Origin of the sequence: Microcoleus harperi Pol14_C6, assembly GCF_036701295.1 — a bacterium.
In the GTDB taxonomy this organism is placed as follows: domain Bacteria; phylum Cyanobacteriota; class Cyanobacteriia; order Cyanobacteriales; family Microcoleaceae; genus Microcoleus.
In genome coordinates this window covers 1-26,093 of sequence record NZ_JAUBQN010000017.1, presented here as the reverse complement: position 1 = coordinate 26,093, position 26,093 = coordinate 1, and the positions used below count along the sequence as shown (strand labels likewise).

Annotated in this window: 24 protein-coding genes; 6 read left to right on the top strand and 18 right to left on the bottom strand. The window is 47.6% G+C overall.

The annotated features are described in order from the left end of the window. Window positions 1-75: 75 nt before the first annotated feature. The 7 genes from QUA27_RS13740 to glyA all read right to left on the bottom strand — a co-directional run bounded on the left by QUA27_RS13740 (window position 76) and on the right by glyA (window position 9,531). Window positions 76-2,631, bottom strand: a complete 2,556-nt coding sequence (locus tag QUA27_RS13740) for an HD family phosphohydrolase (RefSeq protein ID WP_333068564.1) — start codon at window positions 2,629-2,631, stop codon at window positions 76-78. 419 nt (window positions 2,632-3,050) lie between these two features. Further along, window positions 3,051-4,199, bottom strand: coding sequence for an ADP-ribosylglycohydrolase family protein (locus QUA27_RS13735; protein WP_333068563.1), 1,149 nt, complete (start codon window positions 4,197-4,199; stop codon window positions 3,051-3,053). Between the two features lie 167 nt (window positions 4,200-4,366). Then, window positions 4,367-4,807: a type II 3-dehydroquinate dehydratase gene (gene aroQ / locus QUA27_RS13730; RefSeq protein ID WP_332983027.1), complete on the bottom strand. Its 441-nt coding sequence runs from the start codon at window positions 4,805-4,807 to the stop codon at window positions 4,367-4,369. Between the two features lie 105 nt (window positions 4,808-4,912). After that, complete coding sequence (locus tag QUA27_RS13725) at window positions 4,913-5,050, bottom strand: hypothetical protein (RefSeq protein ID WP_006631912.1); 138 nt, start codon at window positions 5,048-5,050, stop codon at window positions 4,913-4,915. A gap of 298 nt (window positions 5,051-5,348) precedes the next feature. Further along, complete coding sequence (locus QUA27_RS13720; RefSeq protein WP_333068562.1) at window positions 5,349-6,605, bottom strand: competence/damage-inducible protein A; 1,257 nt, start codon at window positions 6,603-6,605, stop codon at window positions 5,349-5,351. 132 nt (window positions 6,606-6,737) lie between these two features. Beyond that, window positions 6,738-7,793 (bottom strand): glycosyltransferase family 4 protein, encoded by a 1,056-nt coding sequence (locus QUA27_RS13715; protein ID WP_333068561.1) that lies wholly within the window; start codon window positions 7,791-7,793, stop codon window positions 6,738-6,740. 454 nt (window positions 7,794-8,247) lie between these two features. Beyond that, a complete protein-coding gene (gene glyA / locus QUA27_RS13710; RefSeq protein ID WP_333060851.1) occupies window positions 8,248-9,531 on the bottom strand; it encodes a serine hydroxymethyltransferase in 1,284 nt (427 codons plus the stop codon). Window positions 9,532-9,699: 168 nt separating this feature from the next. Here glyA and QUA27_RS13705 point away from each other — a divergent pair, with 168 nt between their 5' ends. Both QUA27_RS13705 and QUA27_RS13700 read left to right on the top strand, forming a co-directional pair. Next, entirely contained in the window at window positions 9,700-9,897 is a 198-nt protein-coding gene (locus tag QUA27_RS13705; protein WP_333068560.1) for a hypothetical protein, read from the top strand. Window positions 9,898-10,039: 142 nt separating this feature from the next. Continuing rightward, window positions 10,040-10,513, top strand: coding sequence for a Tic20 family protein (locus tag QUA27_RS13700; protein WP_333068559.1), 474 nt, complete (start codon window positions 10,040-10,042; stop codon window positions 10,511-10,513). Window positions 10,514-10,572: 59 nt separating this feature from the next. Here the strand turns inward: QUA27_RS13700 and QUA27_RS13695 are convergent, their stop codons facing one another. The 4 genes from QUA27_RS13695 to QUA27_RS13680 all read right to left on the bottom strand — a co-directional run bounded on the left by QUA27_RS13695 (window position 10,573) and on the right by QUA27_RS13680 (window position 13,472). Beyond that, window positions 10,573-11,352 carry a fumarylacetoacetate hydrolase family protein gene (locus tag QUA27_RS13695; RefSeq protein ID WP_333068558.1) on the bottom strand — a complete coding sequence of 260 codons (780 nt, stop codon included), beginning with the start codon at window positions 11,350-11,352 and terminating at the stop codon, window positions 10,573-10,575. A 258-nt stretch (window positions 11,353-11,610) separates the two neighbouring features. Then, complete coding sequence (locus QUA27_RS13690; protein ID WP_333068557.1) at window positions 11,611-12,192, bottom strand: 5-formyltetrahydrofolate cyclo-ligase; 582 nt, start codon at window positions 12,190-12,192, stop codon at window positions 11,611-11,613. 198 nt (window positions 12,193-12,390) lie between these two features. Further along, window positions 12,391-12,651: a hypothetical protein gene (locus QUA27_RS13685; protein WP_333068556.1), complete on the bottom strand. Its 261-nt coding sequence runs from the start codon at window positions 12,649-12,651 to the stop codon at window positions 12,391-12,393. Window positions 12,652-12,869: 218 nt separating this feature from the next. After that, window positions 12,870-13,472: a thioredoxin family protein gene (locus QUA27_RS13680; protein ID WP_333068555.1), complete on the bottom strand. Its 603-nt coding sequence runs from the start codon at window positions 13,470-13,472 to the stop codon at window positions 12,870-12,872. A 182-nt stretch (window positions 13,473-13,654) separates the two neighbouring features. On the opposite strand from QUA27_RS13680, the gene QUA27_RS13675 reads away from it, so the two are divergent. Next, complete coding sequence (locus QUA27_RS13675) at window positions 13,655-14,059, top strand: NIL domain-containing protein (RefSeq protein ID WP_333068554.1); 405 nt, start codon at window positions 13,655-13,657, stop codon at window positions 14,057-14,059. Window positions 14,060-14,125: 66 nt separating this feature from the next. Beyond that, entirely contained in the window at window positions 14,126-14,569 is a 444-nt protein-coding gene (locus tag QUA27_RS13670) for a hypothetical protein (protein WP_333068553.1), read from the top strand. Window positions 14,570-15,509: 940 nt separating this feature from the next. Here the strand turns inward: QUA27_RS13670 and QUA27_RS13665 are convergent. From QUA27_RS13665 to QUA27_RS13650, 4 genes are all read right to left on the bottom strand, one after another. Next, the gene (locus tag QUA27_RS13665) at window positions 15,510-16,061 is read right to left on the bottom strand and encodes a shikimate kinase (RefSeq protein WP_333068552.1); all 552 of its coding nucleotides are present in this window, start codon (window positions 16,059-16,061) and stop codon (window positions 15,510-15,512) included. Window positions 16,062-16,083: 22 nt separating this feature from the next. Next, window positions 16,084-16,968 carry a LapA family protein gene (locus QUA27_RS13660; protein ID WP_333068551.1) on the bottom strand — a complete coding sequence of 295 codons (885 nt, stop codon included), beginning with the start codon at window positions 16,966-16,968 and terminating at the stop codon, window positions 16,084-16,086. Window positions 16,969-17,033: 65 nt separating this feature from the next. Next, entirely contained in the window at window positions 17,034-17,651 is a 618-nt protein-coding gene (locus tag QUA27_RS13655) for a flavin prenyltransferase UbiX (RefSeq protein WP_333068548.1), read from the bottom strand. Between the two features lie 402 nt (window positions 17,652-18,053). Then, the gene (locus tag QUA27_RS13650) at window positions 18,054-20,420 is read right to left on the bottom strand and encodes a ribonuclease R family protein (RefSeq protein ID WP_333068640.1); all 2,367 of its coding nucleotides are present in this window, start codon (window positions 20,418-20,420) and stop codon (window positions 18,054-18,056) included. 879 nt (window positions 20,421-21,299) lie between these two features. Between QUA27_RS13650 and QUA27_RS13645 the strand changes: the two genes are divergently transcribed. Then, window positions 21,300-22,262 carry a slr1353 family protein gene (locus tag QUA27_RS13645; protein ID WP_333068547.1) on the top strand — a complete coding sequence of 321 codons (963 nt, stop codon included), beginning with the start codon at window positions 21,300-21,302 and terminating at the stop codon, window positions 22,260-22,262. A gap of 214 nt (window positions 22,263-22,476) precedes the next feature. On the opposite strand, the gene clpP is transcribed toward QUA27_RS13645, so the two are convergent. Next, window positions 22,477-23,085 carry an ATP-dependent Clp endopeptidase proteolytic subunit ClpP gene (gene clpP, locus QUA27_RS13640; protein ID WP_333068546.1) on the bottom strand — a complete coding sequence of 203 codons (609 nt, stop codon included), beginning with the start codon at window positions 23,083-23,085 and terminating at the stop codon, window positions 22,477-22,479. A 76-nt stretch (window positions 23,086-23,161) separates the two neighbouring features. Between clpP and QUA27_RS13635 the strand changes: the two genes are divergently transcribed. After that, window positions 23,162-23,350: a hypothetical protein gene (locus QUA27_RS13635; protein ID WP_333068545.1), complete on the top strand. Its 189-nt coding sequence runs from the start codon at window positions 23,162-23,164 to the stop codon at window positions 23,348-23,350. A gap of 216 nt (window positions 23,351-23,566) precedes the next feature. On the opposite strand, the gene QUA27_RS13630 is transcribed toward QUA27_RS13635, so the two are convergent. Then, entirely contained in the window at window positions 23,567-24,406 is an 840-nt protein-coding gene (locus QUA27_RS13630) for a poly(ADP-ribose) glycohydrolase (protein ID WP_333068544.1), read from the bottom strand. A gap of 338 nt (window positions 24,407-24,744) precedes the next feature. Further along, a complete protein-coding gene (locus tag QUA27_RS13625; protein WP_333068543.1) occupies window positions 24,745-25,965 on the bottom strand; it encodes an acyltransferase family protein in 1,221 nt (406 codons plus the stop codon). Between the last annotated feature and the right edge of the window lie 128 nt (window positions 25,966-26,093).

The following is a 26,093-nucleotide window of genomic DNA, read 5'->3' as shown; positions in this document are numbered from 1 at the left end:
TTACCGGGCAAATCGCAATAAAATCTGATTCACAACTGAAATGCGAACTGATTTTTCATAACTAAAAATTTCCTCCTACCTGGGAGTGAAAACTGCACTGGGGTAAGCAATGCGCTTGTGATTGAACTGTTCCCAAACCCGCACAAAAATCTCGGCAATTAGAGACATATCCTCTCGCGTTAAATCCGAATCAATCAACTGATTATCCTGCCAGCGAGCTCTCAAAATCTTATTAACCATATTCAAAGCCTCTTCATGAGTAGCATCCTTGAGCGATCGCAAAGCAGCCTCGCAAGAATCCGCCAGCATCAGAATTCCCGTTTCCCGCGACTGCGGAATCGGCCCATCGTAGCGAAAATCCTCCTCCCTTACTTCCCGACTGGCGATCATTAACTTTGAATTATCCGCATCTGGCAAAGCCCTCTTTAAATCTTCTATTTCTTTTGCGGCAATTTGCTGCGCTTGGTGGTAGAAATAAGCAATTAACATTGTACCTTGGTGTTCGGGAATAAACGCCTGAATCGCCTTCGGCAATCGATGCTTCCGCGCCATCACCAACCCCTCGGTAACGTGCTTTTTAATAATCTCCGCGCTCGCCCAAGGGTCATTTATTTCATCGTGTTTGTTGGTCCCGCCCATTTGATTTTCACAAAATCCGAGGGGGTCGTGCATTTTTCCAATATCGTGGTATAGTGTGCCAGTTCTGACCAACTCAACATTGCAGCCGAGCTCCCGCGCAGCAGCCTCCGCCAAACTCGCCACAAACAGCGTGTGCTGAAAAGTGCCCGGAGCCTCGGCAGCCAACTTCTTCAACAGCGGGCGGTTGGGATTGGCAAGTTCCGCCAGTCGGATCGGCGTAATCAAGTCAAAAACGTGTTCCAAATAAGGGCTGATACCGATCGCCACAACGCTCCAAGCCAAACCGGCTAAACTTTGCGCGCCCACCGTACCGAGCACGACGTACCAAATCGCACCGGCAGCCGCGCTGGCAATCAAAGTTCCCACCAGATAAACCGTACCCTGAGTCAAGCCGACAGCCAAGCCCAAAAGAGCCAATTCTTCGCGCGATCGCAGCCGCCCGGCCATAAAAGCGCCCAGCAATCCCCCCGCCCCGCTAGCCACCAAATGAATCAACTCCACATTTAAGCCAACGGGCAGGAGCGCCGACAGCAGCCCCACCACAGTGACTCCCACCGCCGAACCGTAGAAGCCGCCTGCTAAAATCCCGATCGCGGGTAAACTCGTCCAAGGCAGACCCAAACTAACCAGCACCGGCGCGCTCAAAGTCAGCAGAAGCAATAGCAAATGATCTCTGCGACGCAAGCGGTAGTGCCTTTCCACCAGCAGTACGATCGCTATTGCCCCCGCCACTAAACAAACAAAGCCCGTCAGCCCCAGCCAATTCACCCCCCGCCGGCTTAAACCAAAATAGTCCAGCAACAGGAAATCTTGCTGCGAGATCTCTTGTCCTTGTGCAACAATTATCTCGCCCTGATCTACTGCGATCATCACCGGTTTCACCTTTTGCGCCGCTAATTCAGCTAGCTGTTTGGTTTCCTCGCGATCTCTCACCAGATTTGGCTGCAAAATCGCTGTTAAACCCTCCACCGCCAAAGATTGAGACTCTAACGGCACTTCATCAGCCACTTGCAGCTTCACAGCTTCTTTCAAAATGTCTTTTGGCAAGCCCTGCGGGATACCTTGAGCCACCATCCTTTTTGCCGCCCGACTCATGCCGGTTTGGGTTTTCTGCCAAGCTGCATCCGACAAATCAAACAACGAAGTATCGTAAATCTGTGGGAACTCTGAAACCGAAGGTTTTCCCAGCGCCTCGACAGCATTAAGATAGCGCTGACGAGCAGAGGAAATACTGTCTGTCAGGCGTTGAAAGTCTTGTTCCCGGGCCGATCGGCTATAAGCTTGCAGTTGAGCGATAGCATCTTGCCGAGACTTGTTCTCCGTCTGCCCAGCAACTGCAGGGGAACTCAAACTCAATCGCTCGGAACTTGCACTTTTGTCCCCGGCTTGCGCCAAAATCGATCGCCACTCCCACTCGGGACAGCCCCGCAAGTAAACCTGAGCAGCATTTGAGAGCACTGAGGGACTGGCAAACGGAAACAGGCCTACCGCCTCCCGCAGCTCACTTCCCTGCTGCAAAAATTGTTGCAATTCTTGATAAATTTGTCGATCGACCGCAGGATCTAGCATTAATATCGCTACAGCCCCTATCCGCGCTGCTTTGCGCTGTTCTTCCGTAGTTTTGTAATCCGCGACATTAGCAGTATCAGGAGCCTTAATCGTCTGAGGAGCTTTCGTCCCCACATCGAGTTTCGGCTGGTTGTAAAAGCGATGGCCCAGAGTGCTACTTAGAGAAACTACCGCGACCAGCGCCAACATAGGGGAACGAGCTTGATTTTTGAGGGTTGATTTGGAGGTTTTACTTGTAAATCTAGTAGTAAAAGTCTCGGGAAGAATCCATTTCGGGCGCGACAAACGGCTCAGGAGAGGCCCGCCAGCGCGATCGGTATCTGCTTTGCTACAGCCCTTGTGCACTTTAGCAATGTGTTGGCGCAGTGAGCGCGCAGCCCCTAGCTGCTCAATCTGCCGCATCAATGAGGAGATCGTATTCATTTGTGTCGAAGATATATCACTGTTATCCAGCAGCTTTGTCAGAATTTCTGACTATGCATCTTGATTGATTTTATCCGAACTACCCTGGCTGAAGAGTTCAAACCTTCAGGCTGCTTTGCGTGACAATCGCCAGCATTTGGCTTTCCTGACGGTGACCAACAACGCAAGCAGGTTCTTTGCTTCCCTTGTATATTTTGAACAGAACTCGCGCGTGATGGATAAAAAACTTGTTTCTCCGTAGATTCTTCGTTTCCCAACCCCATATTCTCGTTTAAACCTGGCTTGTTGGGGTAGGCGCGTCCGATTTAATTTTTCACTTTTTAATTTTTAATGGTCGCTCTCCTTCCACTTTCGCTTTTGACTTGTTAATGACTAATTGCTAATTTCTGGTTTCCCCTTAGCGTTAAAAGCTCCAAAATTTATATTTTACGAGGTCGAATGACATAAGGTGCAGCTACCGATCGGGCTAGCGCTGCAGAATCCAGTCCGGCATCGGGTCTGTAAACTCCGGCCCAAACAGCAAACAGGTTATTTGCTAACTCTAAAATTTTTGCATCGCTGCCAGTTCCCCAAAGCGAAGTTTCTCGGCCATCCGCTAGCTGCTGAGATTTAACCTCAGCCAGAGATACCTGCCGCCATTCTACAGGAATCCCACCAACGCCGTTATAGGCTCCAGACAACGCTCCCGTCAAAGCGCAGGTTATTTGTACAGCTATGCCACAGCGGGCAGCACGCACCACTGACAAGCGCAAGTCTTCTGGCGTGCTCAAAAAGCAGTAGAAAGCTAAGGCAATGGGAATCAAATTTCCTGGGTTGACAAGGGACTCGGTTTGTAATTTTTTTTCACCTTCGCCCTGTCTTTCTCGCAAAGCTGTGGCGCTTTGGCACAGATGAGTGGCGGCTGTTTCTAAATCTGCTCCTTTTTCTAGTAGTATTTGCACTTGCAGCAGCAGCTCTGTTAAGGCGTTATCTGTTTTCAGGTAAGCAAGTGTTTGCTCGATCGCTGTCGCGGGGTCAAGTCTTTCTTTAAGAGATCGGGCGATCGTATATGCTACTGCTAAAATTGCTGTTTCCCATTCTGGCTGGTTTTCGTGGTGCCAAACCTCTATCGCCAGCATGATTTTTTCTCGCAGCTTGGCTTTATTTTCGTGAAAAAACATCGCGGATGGCAGCGCAGCAGCGGCAGCTTCACCTGGGTTAAGCAGGGTGGGAAACTGACTGTTGCGGGGATGGTAGATTTCCGACTTGGCAAATGCTTCCCAAGTATCGCGCCAATCTTTTAAATCTAAACCCCTACACCTAATTAAACTTTGAGTACACGCTACCGCCAGTCTCCCGGATGCGGATGAGTCTTTGCCACTTGGGATTTTACTGTTGACTGAATTCAACGCCAATGTTGCCCCTCTTAGGGTCAATTGTTGGTGTTTCGTCAGTTGTAAAATCGGCTGCAAGTCTTCTTTTTGGGGGGGAATACCCACGAGTTGCCTCTGGTATTCCAGGCCTATAGAGTCTCCTAAAACTGCGCCCAGGATGGTTCCTTGAAACTTGCTCAACAGGGAATGCCGCATTTGAATTTAACTCAATTTGTTAGTAATTGGTAATTGGTAATTTAGAATTTTTCCTGGTGTACTTCTTTGCCTAACTCTTGTGATTAATTTGAATTCAACCAAAACATATAAGGGCTGGTTTTCCATCTAAAACCTGCCCTCATCCGATCGCTACAATCGGTAAATTTTTAATTTTTAATCAGGTAACTCACTAGAGCTTGCAGGCCCAAGCGATAACTTTCTGAGCCAAAACCGCTGATTTGCCCGATCGCCACCGCTGCGATAAACGAGTGGTGGCGAAAAGCTTCCCGTCGGTAAATATTGCTCAGATGAACTTCTACCGCAGGGATATTCACCGCGGCGATCGCGTCTCTAATTGCGACACTCGTATGAGTATAAGCTCCAGCATTAATCAATAAGCCTTGGTGCTGCCCTAACATCGAGTGAATGGCATCCACCAATACCCCTTCATGATTCGACTGCTGAATTGAGACTTTCACCTGGAGGGCTTGCGCTTCTCGTTCTAGCAACTTGTTGATATCATTTAAAGTTGCAGAACCATAAACTCCAGGTTCTCGCTGACCCAATAGATTCAGATTAGGGCCGTGAAGTACCAGGATATTTAACAATTTTAAAATTTCCAGCGCAACAAAAATTAGGAGAGTTTTGACATGGTATTTAGAACCAGTCTCCAACCTCAAAGCTCAAAGCTCAAACTTCCAATCCAGTCCCGACTATCGGCGATTTCTCGGTTGGTTGACAGGAATACGAATCGGTTCGAGTTCCGGTTCAGGTTCGGGACTCAACAGTCCTTCTATCAGCTTGCGAACCCATTCTTTAATTTGTTCCAGCACCTTTTCAATGTCTTCCATTGAACGGATAGCTCCTTTTTTTATAGTCTAGATTGCTAAACCGACGGCTAAATATCTGAAAATAAGCAAGCACGACTTTGAAACCAAAGGTCAAACTTGCTTTCTCACTTGCTGGTTATTTTGAGCAATGGAGAGAGTCAGTATATTGGCCAATCAGTCCTATCTTATTATCATAACGAATCTTTACAGATAATCAAGAGGCAAAAGGAAAATTGCCGAATTATATCGGAGTAGAGAGTGTTAAATAAAGCTTAAGCTTACGGTTGACTGTTGACAATTGACCAATCGTAGGATTTTTTTATGCTTTTGCCAACAATAATTTACGCCGGAGCCGATCGAGCGCCGTACAGCTACTCAGATTCCGAATCCAATCGCGACCTCTGGCATCGCCAAAGCGGTATTCAAAACTTTCTGCGTCGCCGTGGGACCCAGCTAAACCAACATAAACCAGTCCGACAGGTTTAGCATCTGTGCCGCCTCCGGGCCCGGCGATGCCTGTAATGCTCAATCCCCAATTGGTATTGAGGCGATGGCGCACTCCCGCAGCCATTTGTTTGGCCACTTGGTGGCTGACTGCCCCAAACTCGGCTAAATCTTGCGGATTAACACCTAATAATCCTTCCTTAACGCGATTGTCGTAAGAAATAATCCCGCCTAAAAAGTAGCTCGAACTGCCGGGAACACCAGTCAGCATCGCCCCCAATCCACCTCCCGTGCAGGATTCAGCCACGCTAAGAGTTTGGCCCGCATCGAGCAACAATTGACCCACAGTAGAAGCGAGGGTATCGCTATCAACACCGTAACAGTCCGAGCCGGCAATTTGCCGCAATTGTTGTTCGATCGGCTCGATTAAATTCTTAGCAGGAGCCTTCGACTCCGCGCGGGCCGAAATCCTGAGTTTCACCTCGCCGTGATTGGCGTAAGGAGCCACAGTAGGATTAGTTAAATTCAGAAAACTATCTACTTTTTCCGCCAATGCCGACTCAGCAATCCCCCAAAATTTTAATGTGCGGCTGTAAATAGTGGCGCTGCACCAGCCACCATTTTTCAGATAAGGAACAGCGGTTTCTTGCCACATCAAGTGCATTTCCGCCGGTACGCCGGGAAATGTCATTACTGTCACGTTAGAAACCGGCTGCCAAATAATCCCCGGTGCCGAACCGCTGCGGTTTGGCAGAATGTCTGCATTTTCTGGAATTAAAGCTTGTTTGCGATTGCTGGGACTCATGGTGCGTCCCCGCTGGGCAAATTTGTATTCGATATCTGCGATAATTTCCGGCTTTTCGATGAGGGGAACCCCAAAAAAATCGGCGATTGTTTCGACTGTCAGATCGTCTGGTGTGGGGCCCAGGCCTCCGGTGAAGAGCAATAGCTGCGATCGACTGACGGCGATTTCTAACACGTGTTTGATACGTTCTGGATTGTCCCCCACCACTGTTTGATAGTAGTGAGGGATTCCCAGACTCGCTAATTCTTTGGCTAAAAACTGGGCATTGCTATTAAGAATATCGCCTAACAGCAATTCAGTGCCAACACAAATAATTTCAGCAACCATTCAATTTTAGATTTTAGATTTTAGATTTTGGATTTGAGATTGGGGAATTAGGGAATTGGGCATAGGGCATGGGGCATTAGAATTATTTAATTTTCTTCCTTCCTTCTTCCTTCTTCCTTCTTCCTTCTTCCTTCACCTAGCGTGTCTCCAAACTTTCCAGCTAGCATATCCCAGTAAACTTGTTGCACCCATAGCGTAAATTACGCCGCTGGGAAGCGAAAAAGCTAGGGCTAAACTTCCCACCCACAGTGTCAGTGAGTAAATAAATAAAACCGCAAATCGATGGGATAGTCCGGCTTCTAGAAGTCGGTGGTGGAGGTGGCGCTTGTCAGCAATAAACGGTGACTTGCCGTTGCGAAGTCGATCGAGAATCACCGCGGACATATCTAAAATCGGTACAGCTAAAATTAAATAGGGCAGCAACACAGAAGTAACAGCCGTAGTTTTAACTAACCCAATTACTCCCACTCCAGCGAGAGTAAACCCGATAAAATAAGCCCCGCCATCTCCCATAAAGATTTGAGCCGGATTGAAGTTGTAGCGCAGAAACCCCAAGGCGCCGCCAGCTAAAGCCGCTGCAATCAGGGCCGCCGCTGGTTGGTGCATCGCCAGACTGACAATTAACATCACAACTGCTGCAATCCCTGAAACTCCGGCAGCTAAACCGTCCAAACCGTCAATCCAGTTGATGGCATTCGCCATGCCGACAAGCCAAATCACGGTAATTGGCAAGCTCAGCCAGCCAATATTAGTCAGTCCTAGGGAGGGAACTGTCAGAAACTCAATTTGTACGCCTGCCATCCAAACGATGCTGGATACGCCAATTTGCATGAGCAAGCGTTTTACCGCCGAGAGCGAAAATAGGTCGTCTGCTAAACCGATGAGGAAGAATCCGATGCCGCCGAGGGTGACTCCCCAAATTTCGTATTCGTCTTTGGGATTGAGAACTTGTCCGTTAGCATCAAGGAACCCTCCTGAGAGCCAGACAAATAAGAGGGCAGTGAGAGTGCCGAGAAAGATGGACACTCCTCCCAAGCGCACCATCGGGCGCTTGTGGACTTTTCGCTCTCCTGGCCGATCGACTCGCCCGCTTTTGAGACCAATTTTTTTGACTATTGGCGTACTCCAGAGGACGACGATCGCAGAAACCAGGAAAGCGAGTATGTGGTACAGATACTGGTACGGCATCTGAAATCAATTTTAAATAGTGCGGGGCAATTAGGCTGTCAGGCAGAGTCTACTACATTTCAGATGGCTTATAACAAGGAAACATCTTGAAGAGCGACTGGGGGTTTGAGAGTCGGAGATTTGCCGCAATGGCAGTTACCCTGGGGCGAATTGTCAGGTTTTTCATTCATAACTGTCGAATTAACGATTTGAAATATCGACTCTTTCGCGAGCAAAAAAGTCGATATTTGGCGAGCGGGTCCAGTTGAGCGGTATCTTTCGCAACCGACAAATACCGTTAGTCAAACCAGCCCCGCCCGACAAATATCTGTACTAAAAACCGTATTGGCGATCGATATTTTTGGTGAAAACCGCTTGTCAATATCGCTACCGGCAACTATCAATCTTTTCCTGCTCTTTTACCCTTTTACCCGTACACTTCCAACTACCAATTTCCCATTGCCGATCAGGAAAATTAAGCTAATGCCGGCACTTTCAAGTACAAGTGGGGATATAAGGGGAAGCGATCGCACAGTGCTGCTACTCGACGCAGGCAGTCGGCTGCGACGCTTTCATCATCTGGATTTAGCAGGCGATCGGCAATAATATTGCCAATCTCGGTAAATTCTGCTGTTCCCATTCCCCTGGTGGTCATCGCCGGCGAACCGAGTCTCAAACCGCTGGTGACAAAGGGCGATGCCGGATCGAAAGGCACGGTATTTTTATTAGCAGTAATATTCACACCGCTGACTAATTGGTCGGCTTGTTTGCCTGTCATGTTTACCGATCGCAAATCAACTAGCATTAAGTGATTGTCCGTGCCACCGGAAACAAGTTTTAAACCCCGCTGCTGCAACTGTGCAGCTAAAGCGCGTGCATTTTCAATTACTTGACCGGAATAAGTTTTAAATTCAGGCTTTAATGCTTCGCCGAAAGCTACTGCTTTGCCCGCAATGACGTGTTCTAAGGGCCCACCTTGAGTGCCGGGGAACACTGCTTTGTCAAATTTTTTACCTAATTCCGGGTCATTAGTCATAATCAAGCCACCACGGGGGCCGCGCAGGGTTTTGTGAGTGGTGGTGGTGACCGCGTGACAGTGGGGGAGGGGGTTGGGGTGATGCCCTGTGGCGACTAACCCGGCGATGTGGGCGATGTCGGCGAGCAGGTAGGCTCCGATTTCGTCGGCGATCGCTCTAAACTTCTCAAAGTCGATAATTCGCGAATATGCTGAATAGCCACAAATTAGCAATTTCGGTCGGTTTTCTTTGGCGAGTGCCAAAATTTCGTCATAGTCAAGCTGTTCTGTTTCTTGGCTGACGCCGTAGTGAAAAGCTTTGAACCATTTGCCGGATACGTTGACGGGCGAACCGTGGGTCAAGTGTCCGCCGTGGGACAAATCCATGCCCATAATTCCGTCTCCGGGTTCCAGCAAGCTCAAAAATACTGCAAAGTTGGCTTGAGCGCCGGAGTGGGGCTGGACGTTGGCGTGAGCGGCTCCAAATAGCTGTTTGGCGCGATCGATCGCGATTTGCTCAATGCCGTCAATAAATTCGCAGCCACCGTAGTACCGTTTCGCTGGCAGTCCTTCGGCGTATTTATTGGTCAGCACTGAACCTTGAGCGGCCATTACCGCTGCGGAGGTAAAGTTTTCGCTGGCGATGAGTTCTAGGTGGTCTCGCTGCCGCTGGAGTTCTTGCCCGATTAAATCGGCAATCAGCGGATCGGTTTTGGAAAGGAATTCTAAGTTAGTGTCCGTCACAATAATCAACCTCTTGACAGTTTTGGGATTGGGAATTGGGGATCTTATACCGTACTACGGATTTCGCACCATTGACATAAATATTACGTTGTGTTCAGGTTAAGCGGTTTGTCCCCAACTCCTGACATACAATGAAATTACTGGTGTGAAACCTGCCGGAGGTATCAAATGTTAGTCATTTTAATGGAAAATCAGATGCTTGCCCCTCAGTGTGTTTGCCAAAGTTGTTTGCTGGCAGATCGCACTGGCCAACCGCGCTGGAACGGTGGAGAGCTGCGCTGCGGTCATCGAGTTGCTAAACCTACGGAAAATTTGCCCGATCGGTACGAGTGTCAAATGGGCTTCGTCATTGCCAATATTAAATAAGAAAGGCTGCCGTTGGTAGTTGAGGCTGCTTCCCGCTGAGTGAAAAGCAAGTTCCGGCAGAGTCGAAACACAAACCCTGCTGCTGCGTTATCCTGAGTTTAATGGAATTCATAGTTAATCGATCGACTCAGGAGAGTTCATTATGACTTGGCGCGGATCTACAACTGTTCCAGACCGGATTTTTGCTTCTTTGCCTTATTTGCTCCCGTTGGTTGACGGGCTTGCCTTTGGCAGGTTTCTGTTTCAACAGTTTCCTGTCCTGCAACTGTTGTTGATACCGCTAGCTCCATTGATGCAAATTTATAGTTTGCCCTTTGCTAGCTTGATTATCTTCTTTGCCCTGTATTTAGGAGTAGTTAGAAACGAAAACATCAGTCACTTCATTCGTTTTAATGCGATGCAGGCGATTCTTTTAGACATTGTTTTGATGCTGTGCGGTCTAGTTTTGCCGATTTTTTCTAACGGCGTCCAAGTCGCATTTATTGCGGAAACTCTGTATAACATGGTGTTTTTGGGCGCTTTTGCTGCATTTGTCTATGCAGTCGTGCAGTCGCTCTTGGGACGCTATGCAGAGATTCCTCCGCTTTCGGATGCTGTTTATATGCAGGTACGTTAGTCAATTGGTAGTTGACAATTTGCAGTTGTTAGTTGTTAGTTGTTGGTGAGAATTACCAATTACCCATTACTAATAACTACTGTATTTTCAAGACTGCCGATGCCTTCAATTTCGATTCGGACTCGATCGCCTACTTGTAGCGGCCCTACTCCTTGTGGCGTTCCAGTCAGTATCACATCGCCGGGAATTAAGGTCATTACTTGACTGATGTAGGAGACGAGAAAGTCTGGCGAAAATACCATGCGATCGATCTGGGATGACTGTACCGGTCGCTCGCTCTCATTAAGAAAAGTCTGCAACTGTGCAGCAGGACTAAGTTCGCGGACAATCCAAGGTCCCAAGGGACAAAATGTATCGAAACCTTTGGCCCTCGCCCACTGGTTGTCCCGCTTTTGCAAATCTCTGGCTGTTACGTCGTTGGCGATAGTATAGCCCCAAATTTTGCTGTGTGCTTGTTCGGGAGTGCAGTGGGTAGAATGTTCGCCAATTACCAGGGCTAATTCTCCCTCGTAGTCTACCCTTTCCGACTGCTGCGGATAACGAATCGCTGCACCTGCGGGGATGACTGCACTTGGAGGCTTGAAAAACAACAGGGGTTCTTCCGGTACGGGGGTTCCCATCTCGGCAGCATGATCGACATAATTTTTGCCTACGGCTACAATTTTTGAAGGAGAGCACGGGGCGAGAATTTGGTAAGTATCTGGTGCAAGTTCCAAATCGGTTGGTTGTCCTTTTAACCAGGGCGGTGCATCAAATACTTGAACGCTGTGGCTGAGTTGCAGTAAGCCGTAATGGATGTGTCCTTGTGTTGTTTTTACTCGAACGTAGCGCTGGGCCATACTATTTTAGATTGTAGATTGTAGATTTTAGATTAAAACAGACTGACTACTTCCCGATAACGGGAATAGGACTTTCTGTAAAATACATAGGACTGACGCACGGGTCTCCAGAAACCGAGTTTTTTAACCAAAGTATTTGCTTAAAACCATCAATGTCGGTTAAAAAACCGGATTTCTTTGTGGGCGAGTGCGTTAGTCATAATACATATAAACATGGATCTAGGGATAATTCCTGAAAATTTATTGCTCGATCGACCTTTAAGATTTTTGCTGTATTATTTTTAACCAGCTTTCCGTGCAAATTCCGTGCAGCGGTTTGTCCCAGGAGTCAACGGGTAGTTGGGCCACCAAGGCAAATTCAAAGATTGTGCCGATCGTAACTTTTGATTCCCACTCAGCTAAACTGAGCATTCTGTCGTAATAGCCGCCGCCGTAGCCCAAGCGATAGCCGCGAACGTCGCAGCCTACAGCAGGTACGAGGATTAAATCTACTTCTGAGTAATCTATTTTAGGAGCATCCGCTACGGGTTCCAGTATGCCATAAGCTCCAGTATGTAAAGCATCTCCGGGCTGCCAGATGTGCCACGATAGCTCTTTGCCGACACAGCGGGGAAATCCCCATTTGCGGGGAGTTACAAATAGGGGACTTAAATCTGGTTCTTGGCGACAACTGAAGTAGACGAGGATTGTTTTTGCTTGGGTAAATAGGGGCGAGTTTTGCAGATGATTGCAGATGCTCGCGCTCTTTTGTCTCCATTCTTGTGCTGATAGGGATTTGCGGGTGTGGAGGAGCGATTTTCTTAATTCAGTTTTAGTTAATGAAGGTTCAGCAGTATTCATATTTTCGATCGAATCTCTCGTTTTAGTTCCAGTCCGACAGGGGTTGAAAACCCCTGTCTCACAGCGAAAGTCCTCTAAAAGAGGACTACAACAATTAATTAATTGCATTTTCATCACATTCTTTAGTCGATTTTAACCGACTTTAGCTTTGAGGCAGGGGTTTCAACCCCTGCCGGAATGTCGGACTGTCGGAAAGTATCAACCAACTGGATTGGAGAGCACATATTGTCTTACCACAGGACAAACGCTGAATAGCATTTCATTCTCCTGTTCTTCTATTTGAACTAACGATCGCCTTCCCAAAGATTGCAGCCAGTTGAATAACTCGGAGGGCGATAAATCGCCATTTTGTAGCAATTGCTCTATTGAAACTGAATTTGCTTCGCGGCTGAGGCGGCAGATAACGTTTTTCTCTAATTCTGACAAACGATTCATCTGCGGGTACAATGTTGCTGCCAATTATTCCTCTAAGAATAGCCTATCATATTTTAAAAATTCTTCCACCCTACCTCGGAATATTTCTTGAATGGGCGTTGCTTAATCAGGGTATGAAAAAAAAATAGTTGAACATCCCCAAGCTTTGTCGATACTGGTTTTTATGACTGGCATATTTAGTTTTTCATACCCTAAATCAGCAACGCATCTTATTCCTACGGACTACTGACTAATGACTTCTTTTACTGTACTTGAGAGCCGTGAGCGCGGGGGTCAGAGCTACTTGTTTTCACAGGCCCTATGGGGGGAGTAAAATTAGAAACTTGACCGCCAGCTTGGACGTGTGGCAGAGGTTTTCCTGCAATTAAAGCTTCTAAGTTAGCTTCCATAATACTGCGCGGCATTTCGCCCATCGTTTCCGCAACGGGGCTGCCTTTATCGTTCAAATAGACAAAGTGCGGAATGCCATCTACTCGATATTTGGTGATTTCTGGCAGCCATTTGTCATTGTCTACATTCAGCATCACAAAATTCATCGGTTCGGCGTATTTCTGTTTTATCTCGCTCAGATCTTTAGCCATTGCCTGACAGCTACCGCACCAATTAGCATAAAATTCCATGAGTGTCGGTTTGCCATTTACCAAAGCTGTTTCTAATGGCGTTGAAGCTTTTGCCATGTCGGTGAGGCTGCTTGACGGCGTTTGGGTTTGCAGCCCTAAGAAGATGGATATTGAAAGGGCGATCGCTGTTAACACGATAAATAAGTTTCTGAGGCGCGTGGCGACTTTTGTTTCGGGATTTTTGGCTGCGGGGGCGACAGTTGACTTGGGCGAATTCTGGGTCATAAAATAAATTACGGTTTGATTTTTATGTTTTTATTTTAAATAATAGATTTAGATTATAGCACGTTTTGAGATAATCAGACCCATCTCATAAAAATTTGTGCTAGCTAAAGGCAGTAATTAGACCAAGTGCGCTAAAACAGAAGATAACAAAGATTGTTTGTAAATTACCGAGGACTTGCAGGGTGAAAAAACGGGTAACACTGACGTTTCCGCAACGATCGATCCAAATGCCTGTCACCTATCGACTGGCAAAGGATTTTAATGTTGCCGCCAACATTATCCGTGCTCAGGTGGCTCCGAATCAAGTGGGCAAACTGGTGCTAGAGTTATCAGGGGACATCGACCAACTAGAAGTGGCGATCGACTGGATGCGATCGCAAAACATCGGCGTTTCCCTAGCTAGCCGGGAAATACTCATAGACGAAGATATCTGCGTTCACTGCGGTTTGTGTACCGGGGTTTGCCCGACCGAAGCCTTGACCCTTGACCCCGAAAGCTTTAAACTAAGTTTTGCTCGATCGCGGTGTATCGTTTGTGAGCAGTGCATCCCTACTTGTCCGGTGCAAGCTATTTCTACTAACCTTTAGGCCCTGTACAAACTCATCAGGATTATCATGTTTTTTGCGTCGTGGTTCCCCTAATTGTGCCATAGGATGAAAAAAAACTCTTGGGTTTCCCTAACACTACTTTTTGTTACTTATTTCACTTTTGGCTGGAAATTGTCTGAGTTTGATGTGCCCCCGCACCTAACTTGGTTTTTAGCCATAGCTTCAATTTTAGTGTTAGCTGTTGCCTTGTCGTTCCCGCTGAAAGGGATAAAAGCCTTAATAATGCGGTGGTTTTCCAGTGATATTGGTGCTTTTCTTTCTATTATTGTAGGAGCTTTTGTGGCAGTGGTAGTTTTTGCCTGGATGCACCTTTTTGCTACTTGCTTAGTCTTGATTTCAGCCGGAGCTTTGGCAAGACTCGATATTCAAATATCTGGTTGGAAAAATTGGCGGGCTTTTGCGGTATTAGCTAGCATTTGTTTAACTGGTGTAGCGTTGGGCGGAGTCCTGGAGTTTTGGTTAAAAACAGGCAGGCTCGTATTCTCTTAATGAGGAACGGGAAATTCACCCAACCAAATTCTATAACTCGCAACGGATATTTAACGGATATTTAGCCGAAAACTATCAGATAGCCCATCAATAAATACAGCTTACTTTTTTGAATTTCCCACTCGGATTAATTACCCGTTCCGCGCCGCAATCATAGCAGTTTTCAAGCCTAGTGAGGTATAGGTTGTCAATGAGCGATTCTCCGTTTAGCCTTACTAATTCCTAATTACTAATTACCAATTACCAATTACCGACGAACCCGGAGTCGAAATCAAAACCCCTAGGGCTGTATTGCATTGTAGCGACTGTTGCTCAAAATGTTATTGCCAAGATCCTGCAAGTCCCGCAGCCAAAAACTCGATCGCAATAAAAAAGCAGCTTTCGGGAGCTGCTAGTCAGAATGCATGAGGTATTGTTCTTAGAATAGGACAGGTTGAATTCGACCGGTGCTGGGTTACGTTTTTTGATACGGGAGAGTTGATGAGTGAATGGACGATCGTAAAATCGTCACATAGGAGGATAGCATTTATGCTAAATTTCCCGACAATCAAGTTAGCGTTTAACTGTCCTTGCGCCCTACAGCCCTTCAGCGGTGGGGCCATTTTATTTTTAGGGAGAACTCAATAGCCGAGTTTAACGCACCAGACGAGTCTGCCATTAGTTGTTGTATAAAATCTCCGCATCGCCACATCCTCATACTTATAAAAGTTACGCATCACGTCCACTCAAACCCGGTGGATTTCAAAATATGGGGTGGTTAAGCCGACACACTCAGACAAAAACCAGTATTTTTACCGAAGTTCTACCATTTTAGATTTTAGATTTTAGATTTTAGATTTTGGGAACGAATGATAAATCTGGTGGTTGGGAGCTTGTGTAGGGTTGCATTATTTTTGGGAACTAATACCAAAAGTCCTCAGAAACCCGGTTTCTGAAAGTATCAATTGAGATCGGGCCCGGTTTCGGATTTGATAACTTTTTGGATTTCCTCGATCGCCCTAGTCGCCACTGCTTCAGGCCTTTCCCCCACACCAGCACAGACTCGGACATCTGCTTGAGTGTAGAAACGCTCTCGCTCTTTCAAAAGGCTTTGCAGCTTAAATTTGATCTCGCCCTCCCGCAGTAGGGGTCGAGCGGTGTCCGAACGCAGTCGATCGTACAATTGATCTACAGGCACATCCAGCCAAACTACTACACCGTAGTGCAAGTAACCCCAATTCATCGATCGGGCCACAATGCCACCGCCCGTAGCCACAACCGAATTTTGATAAGCAGACAATTCGCCGAGCACTTTACTTTCTAGTTCCCGAAAAGCCTCTTCCCCTTCTCGCTCGAAAATCTCAGCAATTGACTGATTAGCAACTCGAACAATTAGCTCATCAGTATCAAAAAAACGGTATTTTAATTTTCTTGCCAAAATCCGCCCTACCGTTGTTTTTCCCGCACCCATCATCCCGACGAGATAAATATTTACTCCCCTCAACCCCTCCACGGCCAAATCCTCCGATATTTTTCTATTTTTTCAGGTTAATCGAGCCGCCACTGGGGCTATCCTCGTCATCAAACTCATCACCCTCATCCAATCCCCAATCATCCTCTGCTTCTGCAAGAGGATTTATTGGTGCTTCATCAGCGGGTTTAGGAATCTCCCCTCCCGGAGGAACCAGCACTCGATACTCCGCATCGTATACAGACTCAGTTTGCCCCACCCCAGACTGGCTCGGATCTCGATAGCCGTAAGAATATACTGAGCCAGCCCAAGATTTGCTTTTCGGTTCCTGCTGAGCTTCGTAAGCCCTCGGATTTGCCGCTGGAACATCATTTACCTGCGGTCGATCGGGAAAATCGCGATCGTCCCCCCAATCGTCATCACCCCCTTGAGATCCGGATTTTGAGCTATCTGACACCCAATCGTCTTCATCGTCTGCTGCTGCATAAGTCCCCGGTTGAGCGTAATCCTTCGCCCCATCGGGGTTCGGAGTTTCTTGGTGGAAAGTCCGGGCATTGTAACCAGCCGATGTGCCGTACTCTGTTCGGTAGGAAGCAGTAGCCTGAGTTTGGCTATTTTCCGAATTCAGATACGGGTCAATTTCCTGTTTTCTCGGAGGGGGAGGTGGCGTGTAAGGTGTTCTCCCGTCTTCGGGGAAAGTATCGGGACGGCTGCGACTGTCGCGGCCAGTGCGGACTCGCGTTGCAGATAGGTAATTTGAAAAAGCCAGCAAACCAGAAATCAATAAAGATGTGAGAGCTCCCACGGCCATGCTCAACAAAATCCAAATAGATAAGGGCAAAGCAGGCGATCGAATTCCCAAAAATACCAGAGATAATGCTGGCTCCACATTTTGCAGGGCAAAAATAGTCAGCCCCACCACAATTACTAGCAAAAATACAGGTCGCATATCAAATTTTAATTGGTAATTTGTAAATGACTAATAACTAATGACTAATGACTAATTACTAATTATTACTCTTCTTCCTTCCAGCGTTTGAGAGGAACGCAATCAATCCCCAACTGGTCTAAAGCGCGAGCCACCACAAAGTCTACCAAATCTTCAATAGTTTGCGGATTGTGATACCAAGCAGGAATCGCTGGTACAATTCTAGCTCCAGCTTCCGCCAAGGTAGTCAAATTCCGCAGGTGAATCAAGCTAAAAGGCGTTTCGCGAGGCACGAGTACCAATTTTCGCCCTTCCTTGAGCTGAACGTCGGCGGCTCTTTCGAGCAAATCCGAACTCAAGCCAGCCGCCAACTTGCCCAGCGTACTCATGCTACAGGGAATAATGATCATCCCTTGGGTGCGAAAGGAGCCACTAGCAATATTAGCACCGACATCTTGCCAGGGATGGCACCGAAGTTTACCCATTGTGGCTACTCCTGCTTTTTCCCGCCAGAATTCCTCTTGAAGCGTCGGCTCTGCGGGCATTCGCGTGTTCTGTTCGCTTTGCCAAACCATGTAAGTAGACTTGGAAGCGACCAGTTCAATAGCGCGATCGGCTTCCAACATAAACTTCAGAGTTCGCACCGCATAAATCAGTCCAGATGCACCAGTAACTCCTACAATTAGGGGGTAGTTATTCGTCATTAGTTATTTTTTAGTTGACGGTTGACTGTTGTTAGTAATTAGTTGTTATATCAAATCTGTTAGCATCATAATTATTCATCAATCTCTGATCTTCATCTGTGTGAATCAGCCTCCATCCCTTGTCATCTGCGGTTAATAACCTCTCTTTTTTAAACCGCATATGAGGGCAGATAAACACCGATTAACGCAGATATATTAGATGAATTCCGGTTGCACCGTCCGCGATTGTTGACCGTTGACAGGATTTTACAATTCCGATGCTATCGGATTTGATATTAGTAATTAATTATTTTGTGATGATTGTTGAGTATAGTTTGCTGCCAACCTCTAAATACTTAGTTGCTAGACAATAACAACTAAGTATTGAGGAAAATCAACAGTCAACTGTCAACAGTCAATTGATTATTCATCATCATCAAAAGCTTGGCTGCCGCCGCCAACTGCAACTAAATCAATTTGCTGGCGGTAGTAATCAACACTCTTGACTTGAACTTCTACCCGATCGCCCAAACGGTACTGATTGCGGTTTTTGCGACCCACCAGAGTTTGCTGGCGCGATCGATATTCGTACCAGTCATCCTTCAGCGAAGAAACGTGCACCAATCCCTCAACACGCAAGATGTCGCTCTCCGGCGGCCGCACCTCAATTTCCACAAAGAAACCGTAAGACTGCACGCCTGTAATCAAACCCTGGAAAGTTTGCCCGGTGCGTTCTTTCATCAATCCGGTTTTCTTCAATCCCTGCAAATCGCTTTCGGCATCCTCAGCAACCCTTTCGCGTTCCGTCAGGTGTACCACGGCCGATGCAAACTCTGTTTCAAATTCGTGGTGCAAATCTGGGGGGAGAACATTCCAAGTAATTTGACCGTGACAGGAGGAATGGTGCAAGTCAACTTTTTCCTTAGCCCGTGTTGTGCGACTGCTGCGGCCTTGCTCGAACACCGCTTGCAACACCCGCAGCACCAGCAAATCGGCGTAGCGGGAAAGCGGCGAAGTGCAACGCGTGTAACCCTCTGACAGCCCCAAGCCGAAGTGCGGCTTGGGAGTGGTGCTGTAAACAGCGGGCTTCATGGTGTCTTCTAGCAGGTAGGTGAGAACTCTTTCGGACTTAAGGCCGGCAAACTGCTGGGTAAATCGCTGAAAGTCCAAGGGCAAAACTTCTTCTTCGGTTTCGAGATAGAGTTCGCCTCCGAGGTTGTTGGAGAGTTTGATGAACTCTTGAATGTCTGCCGGGTCTGGCATCGGCTGGACGCGGTAGATTGCTGGGACTCCCAAGGCTTGCAGGTGAGTGGCGACAGCTTGGTTGGCGAGTACGACCAACTCGGATACAGCCGACTGGGCAGGGAGAGCGACTGCAAAAGCTCCTAATTCGCCTTCGTCGTCGAAGTGAGAGTTAGCGTCGGGCAAATTTAGTTCAAAAGCTCCCCGTTTGAGCCTTGTCTGTCTGGCAGCCTGTGAGGCGGCACCGATTTGATCTAGGAAAGGACGGAGGGCGGAGGATAAAGGGTGCTCTTCGGCCTCGCCTGGTTCGAGAATTGCTTGAGCTTGCTCGTAGGTGAGGTGGTAGTCAATTTGAATGACGCTGGTTTGAATTTCGTATTCTAGGAGTTCTCCTGATTCGTCTAGGGTCAGCAGTATGCTGAAGGCCAGCCGTTCTGTGTCTGGCAGCAGGGAGCAGCGCTCGTTGAGGGTTTCTGGCAGTACGGCGATGATTTTTTCTCCCAGATGGGCGGCGGTGCCTCGCTTGCGGGCTTCGCGGTCGATCGGGGTTTCTGGCTGCACGTACTCGGCGGCGTCGCTGATGTGGATTCCTATTTGCCAGCGGCCGGGCTTGAGGGTTTCGATCGACAAAGCGCGTTCCACTGGCGGATCGGAGAGGAACGATGTTGGGTCAAACTCGTTTTCGCCTCCTCCCTCGGAGATATTTTCCTCCGGGGCTTGAGGGGCATGGTTTTCGCTGTTGGTGGTTCCCGGTTCGTTTTTGCTGAAGCTAACAGTCAGAATGTTACGCAAATCTAGGCGTTTTTTGATGTCGGTTTTTTTGACCTTGCTGGGCAAGTTTTCTGCTGCTTTGATGACTGCTGCGGGGAACGATCGCGGCAAGTCGTGTTTGCAGCATACGATGTCGAGGTCGTCAGCGGCTTCGGCGTCGGAACCGAGTACCTGTACTACTTTGCCGACTGGGCGGTGGGTGCCGAGGGGGTAGCGTTTGACTTCGACGTGTACTAGGTGGTCGATCGCCTCTTGGAGATTTGTACCGTTTGCGAGCAAGTCTAGTTCAAACAACAGGCGATCGTCCAGGGGGATTGCTCTGTAGCTGACGCGGCCGGTGGGGGTGGCGGTTTGCTTGACTCGCGCGAGTACCGAGGGGTTGGCGCGTTCGAGGATGAGCATGACTTCGCCTTCGGGCGATCGGCGGCGGCTACCTTCTTTGATGATTTTGACTAAGACTCGATCGCCATTCCAAGCTGTCGAGAGGTGACTTTCCCGCACGTAAACGTCTTCTGAGCCTTCGGCGTCTTGAATTGCAAAGCAAAATCCTTTGCTAGAACAGCGCAGTTTTGCTTCTACTACGTCGTCTTCAGCTACTCGGCGATAGCGGCCTTTGTCTTTGACTAATATGCCAATTTTCTCTAGAGCTTCTAATGCGATTTGAAGTTTGAGTTGACTGGTGGCGTCGTTGCAGTCGAGTTTTTTCTCCAATGCTTTGGGAGCCACTAATTTGTCTTCTGTAAAATTTGCCAGCAGTGCAGCGATAGAAAATTCCATGTAGCGATCGATCCTCTTGTTTCCAGCAATTAGTCTAATTTTGGCGAAATCAGCCGCACCCCCTCGGGCCTTCGTAGTGCCTGCTTCCCAACAAATGCGCGGGTTGATAGGTGGAGACGCGAGCACAGCCACCTTGTTTCATCGCGAGGTTTTTTTGAGATTCTCTCCCGACACCGGCTTGGTACTAATTGTCTGCTGTCTGTCTTGAACTGACTGCTGACGGTGCAGACAAATGTCCCGCACGCTATTCCCCTATACAATTTTTTAGCGTTGGTTTGTTTGCTTTTAGGTCAGCAGCGCCGAGCACGAAAGCGAATTAGAAAGCCTCTGTCGGTTCTTAAAAGATGGCTCGATACTGAAAGCGACGGCTTGAGTCGAGGATGAGCCGATGGAGGGATGGAGAGGGAGAAAATGTGCATTTCTGCCTTCTACCTTGTTTCCTTCTGCCTTGTTCCTTCTTCCTTTTGAAGTGCCTCTTGCCTCTTGCTTTAGCAAAGAACTTACCGGATCGAGGCAAAATTGCTAGTAGCTCGCCGCTGCGATGCCCCTGTTTTTTTGCACGCGATCTGTCCTTGCGGACGGAGGTGCAACGAGCGGGTCGGGAGCAATCTGTGCTGTAGAAAGTGCAAGGTACACAAAACCGGAGACTTTTACTACTTTTGCTTAGTTGCTGTGTCATCTTCTATATATAGAAATGACGCCCGATGCTTGTTAGCTTAAACCGCTGGATGTGGCATGGGGTTTAGTGGCGTGTAAGGTTGCGCGGATGACTCACCTTTAATTTATTGTATGTTGAATAGGTGCTTTCAGAAAATTGTTTTCTCTAGGCTGTACTAAACTTAAGTCATAAGCCCCTTCTGGTTTCGGGGTCAAAAAATTATGTTTGCTGAATTTCGCGCCCTTTATCCCGCTGGACAGTTAATCTGTGAGTTGTTGACTGTTCATCACGGTAAGTTTGTTGTTCGCTGTCTGGTTCAGGTTGACGGCAAAACTCTTGTTACGGCTATGTCGGCTGCTGAGTCTGTTGAGGATGCTGAAGACCGCGCCCGGTTGCGAGCGATCGCTATCCTTGGATTTGCTCAGCCCGCAAGTGCGATCGCGAGTGTTGATCCGGCTCCGGTTGCTCCGGTTGCCCCGGTTGCTTCGGTTGCTGCTGTTCCCCCTCCCCCTCCTCCTGCTGTTCCGGTTCCTGTTGGGCCGACAAGTGTTCCTCTTCCGGTTCTAGAAATGCCTGTTGCTGAAAAATTGCCTGAACCACATCAAAGCAATTTTGTCAAGACTGAAGCGAAATTAAATGAAGAGGCGATCGCACCTGTACCGGAACCGCTGCCGCCAACGGTCGATCTGCCGGAGGCTACTGGATTTGTACCGAAGCAGTTAGACTCGGATGCTTGGCTTTCTTCTAGCTACGGCGAACCGATCGCGGAACTGGATGTGCCGACTGCTAGCCAAAGTGAACTGCTACAGGGTGCGGCCGAAGTCAGGGAATTGCAACCGATCGCAGTAGGAATTCCGAGCGATGCGATCGAGGATAATTCTGATACGATCGCCCAAATAGACGCCCTCCTCAAACGGCTGCGATGGAAAAAACCACAGGAAACCCAGTGTCTGGAACACAATTACAGCAAGTCGTCGCAGAGAGAGCTTTCTAGCGAAGAGTTAGTAGATTTCCTAGAATATCTGGAAATCTATAGCAGAACCACTGAGGAAATCCAGCGGCTGGGCTGGACTGCCAACCAAGGAAAAGATTATCTCAAACAAGCTTATGGCAAAGAAGCGCGCCATTTCTTAACTCAAGTAGAATTGCTCGACTTCCTGCAATATCTAGAATCTTTGCCCTAGTAATTATGTAGGTTTCTAGGTGTGATGTTTTTTTTATAAAAAGCTACATATAGCAGTTTTCAATTGTATGAAAAACAGTAAGGACTAAACTATGACGACGTATCATGGGCCCCAGCATCTGTAATTCACTCCACTGAAAACTGCTATATGACCGTTAAAAATTAAAAATCAAAAATGAAGAATATTTCCTCATTTTTGATTTTTAACTTTTTATTTAGACGACAGCGGCGATCGGGCGGCTGGCGGAAGGACGGCGATCGATCACTTGATCGACTAATCCGTAGTCCTTTGCTTCTTCAGCAGACATGAAGAAATCCCGTTCGGTATCTTCTTCAATGCGAGAAAGCGGCTGACCGGTATGGTTGGCAAGATGTTCGTTCAGGCGGCGCTTGTGGTACAAAATTTCTTTGGCCTGAATTTCAATATCGGTTGCTTGTCCTTGAGCTCCGCCTAGAGGTTGGTGGATCATAATCCGGGAGTGAGGCAAACTCATCCGCTTGCCTTTAGCGCCGGCACTCAACAGAAAAGCGCCCATGCTGGCGGCCAAACCGAGACAAATTGTGCAAACGTCGGGGCGGATGTGGTTCATCGTGTCAAAAATGCCCATACCTGCTGTTACCGAACCCCCTGGGGAGTTGATATAGAGGTAAATATCTTTCTCGGGGTCTTCGGCGTCTAAAAATAGCAATTGGGCAACGATCAGGTTGGCTAAGTCTGAGTCAACCTGTTGGCCCAAGAAGACGATGCGATCGCGCAGGAGTCGCGAGTAGATGTCAAAGGCGCGTTCGCCGCGACCGGATTGTTCTATAACTGTTGGGATCATTGACGCCTGCCTGCCTATTACGTATCTTTTTTTAATTTTAGCGATTAGGGTTCATTTATAGTTAGGGAGGGGTGGCGTGCGATCGAGAAATCGGCAAAATCCTTTAGTTGGAAGGGATTGGGGGGGTCATTTGGGGAAATTGTGGCGGGGGTGCGATCGGATTTCCGATCCAAGGGCGATCGATGTTGAGGAAGCGGACATCAATAAACGTTGTTATGTGGCGATCGTATCATTGCGACAACTGAAATCCCTCGATCGCGGCTGACACTAGGGAAATGGTCGAGGAACTCCGCAGGGCGAATCACCAGCTTCAAGACAATCAAGCAGAGTCTTCATCGGGACGCGAGTAGCGATAAAGACAGGAGTTCACCCTAAAATTTCGGGGTCGCTATGAACGATAGTAGCTGCGTATGGCAAAGAAAAGGTTGTGACGTCGAGACAATCTTCCTCAGTCCAGGTATTACTTGGCTCGAATAACCTGTTAGTTTCCATCGCTAAATCCCCACTGGAATTCCATCGCATGAATCTTTTCTACCAAAGCTGAAACTTTAACGGGTGAATTATCAGGTACTAAATCCCGCTCGACTATTTGTTGAGCCGTTGCCAGATTTTGGCTTCCCATAGCATCACTCGTATGAAAGACTAGACAATTCACTTGACTGAGACGAGCGGACAGGATTTGCAAAAGAGCCATCAGAACACGATCGCCACCGTAAGCTCCGCATCCCCAAAACCCTGTATGAATAATCAAACTGGGTGCTTTAGAAAACTCTAAATGTGACTCAATTCGTGCTGCTGAAAATCCAGTAAAGGCTGTTTTCAGGATGTATTTAATTTCTGCACTGCTATAAGAACCCTCGCCATAGGAAGGAGCTTCTATCGCAATGATGTTTGTGATGGTAGGCGGGTTTAGAGGTTTTGTAGCTTGTCCGATCGCATCTGATGTACCTCGTCCAAAGTTGTTGCCGTAAAGACCAAAAGGTCGCCCTTGTTCTGGATTGCGATCCGTAGAAATTGCACACCTCCGTTCCACCCCACGAATCAGAATCGGTGTAGGTTGTTCGCTCTCCACTGTCAATGGCTTAATGTTAGAATCTAGTAAAGCTTCTCGCAGTGAACTGAGTGAGGGATGTTCGGCTACCTGCATTTCATCTTGGGCAAATAGCGAACCACCATAAGCACAAAAAAGATCGTGATGAGCGAAATTGAGATACCACTCCATCTGAGTGCTATCTTGGGATGGCTCGTACTCAAAATATCCCTTTCGCTCAGAAAGCTCGGTCTGATGTTCGAGAGGAGAAAAATATTCTGGAAGTGGCATTGCATACCATCGGGAAAACGCTAATTGACCCCGATGAGCGCATCCAGGTGGACAACAAATGTCATAAACGAGCTTTTTATTAGGGTGGTAAAATTTTGGTGGGTGAGAATTCATCAGAGCTTGCGTATCAAATGTCTCCCTACATATCAAGCTATCTAAGAAGTCGTTCATTGCTCTCTCCCTTCCAACATTGAAACACTTTTTTCAAACGTTAACCGCCAAAGGCTTTGGATGTCAAGACCGACTAGCTCTTAGATACCCGACTTATTCAAGAAGTCGGGTATCAGGGGTATCAGGTTATTCTATTTTTTTAGGCAGGCTTACTTATTGCTGACTACTCAAATTTTAATCGCCCAACCACGGCGGTACATTCCATACAAAATTAACCACCAAAATAATACCGCTGTCACGGCAAACGCTAGAGAACCATTCAGCGGCCCCGCCCACGGCACAAACCAGTTTTCATAAATCCAAGTGTAGGTAGTAGGAGCATTCTCTCCAGTGCCGATATGGGTTTTTAACAGGATTCTGGCGACAATACCGGAAGCAACAAATAGGAAAATTGCATTCAATCCCATGATTTCAAACGGCCTACCCCATTTCCAACCTCGCACTTCTATTGTTTCGTAGCAAGCTGCTAGTAATAGCAACGCCCAACCCGCACTAAAAACTACATAAGAACTTGTCCAAAGTTGTTTGTTCATCGGAAATAAAAATCCCCACAAATGGCCGATTACTACGCAACGGAACCCCCAGATTGCTAAGTTTACACTGGTGCGGGTTTTGATTGGCTGTACGCGCAGCCATTCTCCGGTAAAGTAGCCGATCAGGACTGTTACAACTGCGGGTAAGGTGCTCAACAATCCTTCTGGGTCGAAGGGGCCGCCTTTGTACAGGTGTTGGCTACCGAGGATTAGCCGATCGACATATCCTCCTAAATTTCCTTCTGGCGTGAGTTCGCCGGCAGTGTACCCCCCTACAGCAAATACGGTTAATGCAGCCCAATACCCCAAAAGCACGGCAACAGCGAGTAATTTTTGATTGCGGGGGGAAAGGTTGAGAATGGCGATCGCACTGATGAAATAAGCTAAGCCGATGCGCTGCAATACTCCCATGATGCGGATTTTACCGAAGTTTTCAAGCGGGGCGCTGTTGAGAAGTACGTCAAGGGCGATCGAAGATGTATTTAGCAGCAATCCTAATATAAATAGAATCGCGGCGCGGCGGGCAATTCGCCAGTAAATATTTGAAGAATGAAGAAGGAAAAAGGAAGAAGGAACAGGGTTTTTAGCGGATTCTGATTTTTCCTTTGTTTGTGTAAATTTTGAGGTTTCTATTCCGGTTTTTGGATAATTTTGAATATATTTAGGCAGCGAGAAAGACATCGCGCAGCCAACGATGAACAAGAAAAACGGAAATACTAAGTCTGTCGGGGTGCAGCCGTGCCATTCTGCGTGATCTAGCAATGGATACACGTGTTCCCAACTACCGGGGTTGTTGACTAAAATCATCGAGGCGATCGCAATTCCGCGAAAAACATCAAGGGATTTGAAGCGCATGGGGAGAAGGGAGAAGGAACAGGGAAGAGGGAAGAAATAAAAACTACTAATTCAATACTCCGGACAGTTTTTAAATAGGGATGCTTACGCAATAAAGCACAGAAGCGAAAAAACTGAGTGCTATCTGA

Coding starts and splice junctions, on each gene's coding strand:
- QUA27_RS13740 (WP_333068564.1), bottom strand. CDS start 2,631: ATGAATACGATCTCCTCATTGATGCGGCAGATTGAGCAGCTAGGGGCT.
- QUA27_RS13735 (WP_333068563.1), bottom strand. CDS start 4,199: ATGCGGCATTCCCTGTTGAGCAAGTTTCAAGGAACCATCCTGGGCGCA.
- QUA27_RS13725 (WP_006631912.1), bottom strand. CDS start 5,050: ATGGAAGACATTGAAAAGGTGCTGGAACAAATTAAAGAATGGGTTCGC.
- QUA27_RS13720 (WP_333068562.1), bottom strand. CDS start 6,605: ATGGTTGCTGAAATTATTTGTGTTGGCACTGAATTGCTGTTAGGCGAT.
- QUA27_RS13715 (WP_333068561.1), bottom strand. CDS start 7,793: ATGCCGTACCAGTATCTGTACCACATACTCGCTTTCCTGGTTTCTGCG.
- QUA27_RS13705 (WP_333068560.1), top strand. CDS start 9,700: ATGTTAGTCATTTTAATGGAAAATCAGATGCTTGCCCCTCAGTGTGTT.
- QUA27_RS13700 (WP_333068559.1), top strand. CDS start 10,040: ATGACTTGGCGCGGATCTACAACTGTTCCAGACCGGATTTTTGCTTCT.
- QUA27_RS13695 (WP_333068558.1), bottom strand. CDS start 11,352: ATGGCCCAGCGCTACGTTCGAGTAAAAACAACACAAGGACACATCCAT.
- QUA27_RS13690 (WP_333068557.1), bottom strand. CDS start 12,192: ATGAATACTGCTGAACCTTCATTAACTAAAACTGAATTAAGAAAATCG.
- QUA27_RS13680 (WP_333068555.1), bottom strand. CDS start 13,472: ATGACCCAGAATTCGCCCAAGTCAACTGTCGCCCCCGCAGCCAAAAAT.
- QUA27_RS13670 (WP_333068553.1), top strand. CDS start 14,126: ATGAAAAAAAACTCTTGGGTTTCCCTAACACTACTTTTTGTTACTTAT.
- QUA27_RS13660 (WP_333068551.1), bottom strand. CDS start 16,968: ATGCGACCTGTATTTTTGCTAGTAATTGTGGTGGGGCTGACTATTTTT.
- QUA27_RS13655 (WP_333068548.1), bottom strand. CDS start 17,651: ATGACGAATAACTACCCCCTAATTGTAGGAGTTACTGGTGCATCTGGA.
- QUA27_RS13650 (WP_333068640.1), bottom strand. CDS start 20,420: ATGGAATTTTCTATCGCTGCACTGCTGGCAAATTTTACAGAAGACAAA.
- QUA27_RS13645 (WP_333068547.1), top strand. CDS start 21,300: ATGTTTGCTGAATTTCGCGCCCTTTATCCCGCTGGACAGTTAATCTGT.
- clpP (WP_333068546.1), bottom strand. CDS start 23,085: ATGATCCCAACAGTTATAGAACAATCCGGTCGCGGCGAACGCGCCTTT.
- QUA27_RS13630 (WP_333068544.1), bottom strand. CDS start 24,406: ATGCCACTTCCAGAATATTTTTCTCCTCTCGAACATCAGACCGAGCTT.
- QUA27_RS13625 (WP_333068543.1), bottom strand. CDS start 25,965: ATGCGCTTCAAATCCCTTGATGTTTTTCGCGGAATTGCGATCGCCTCG.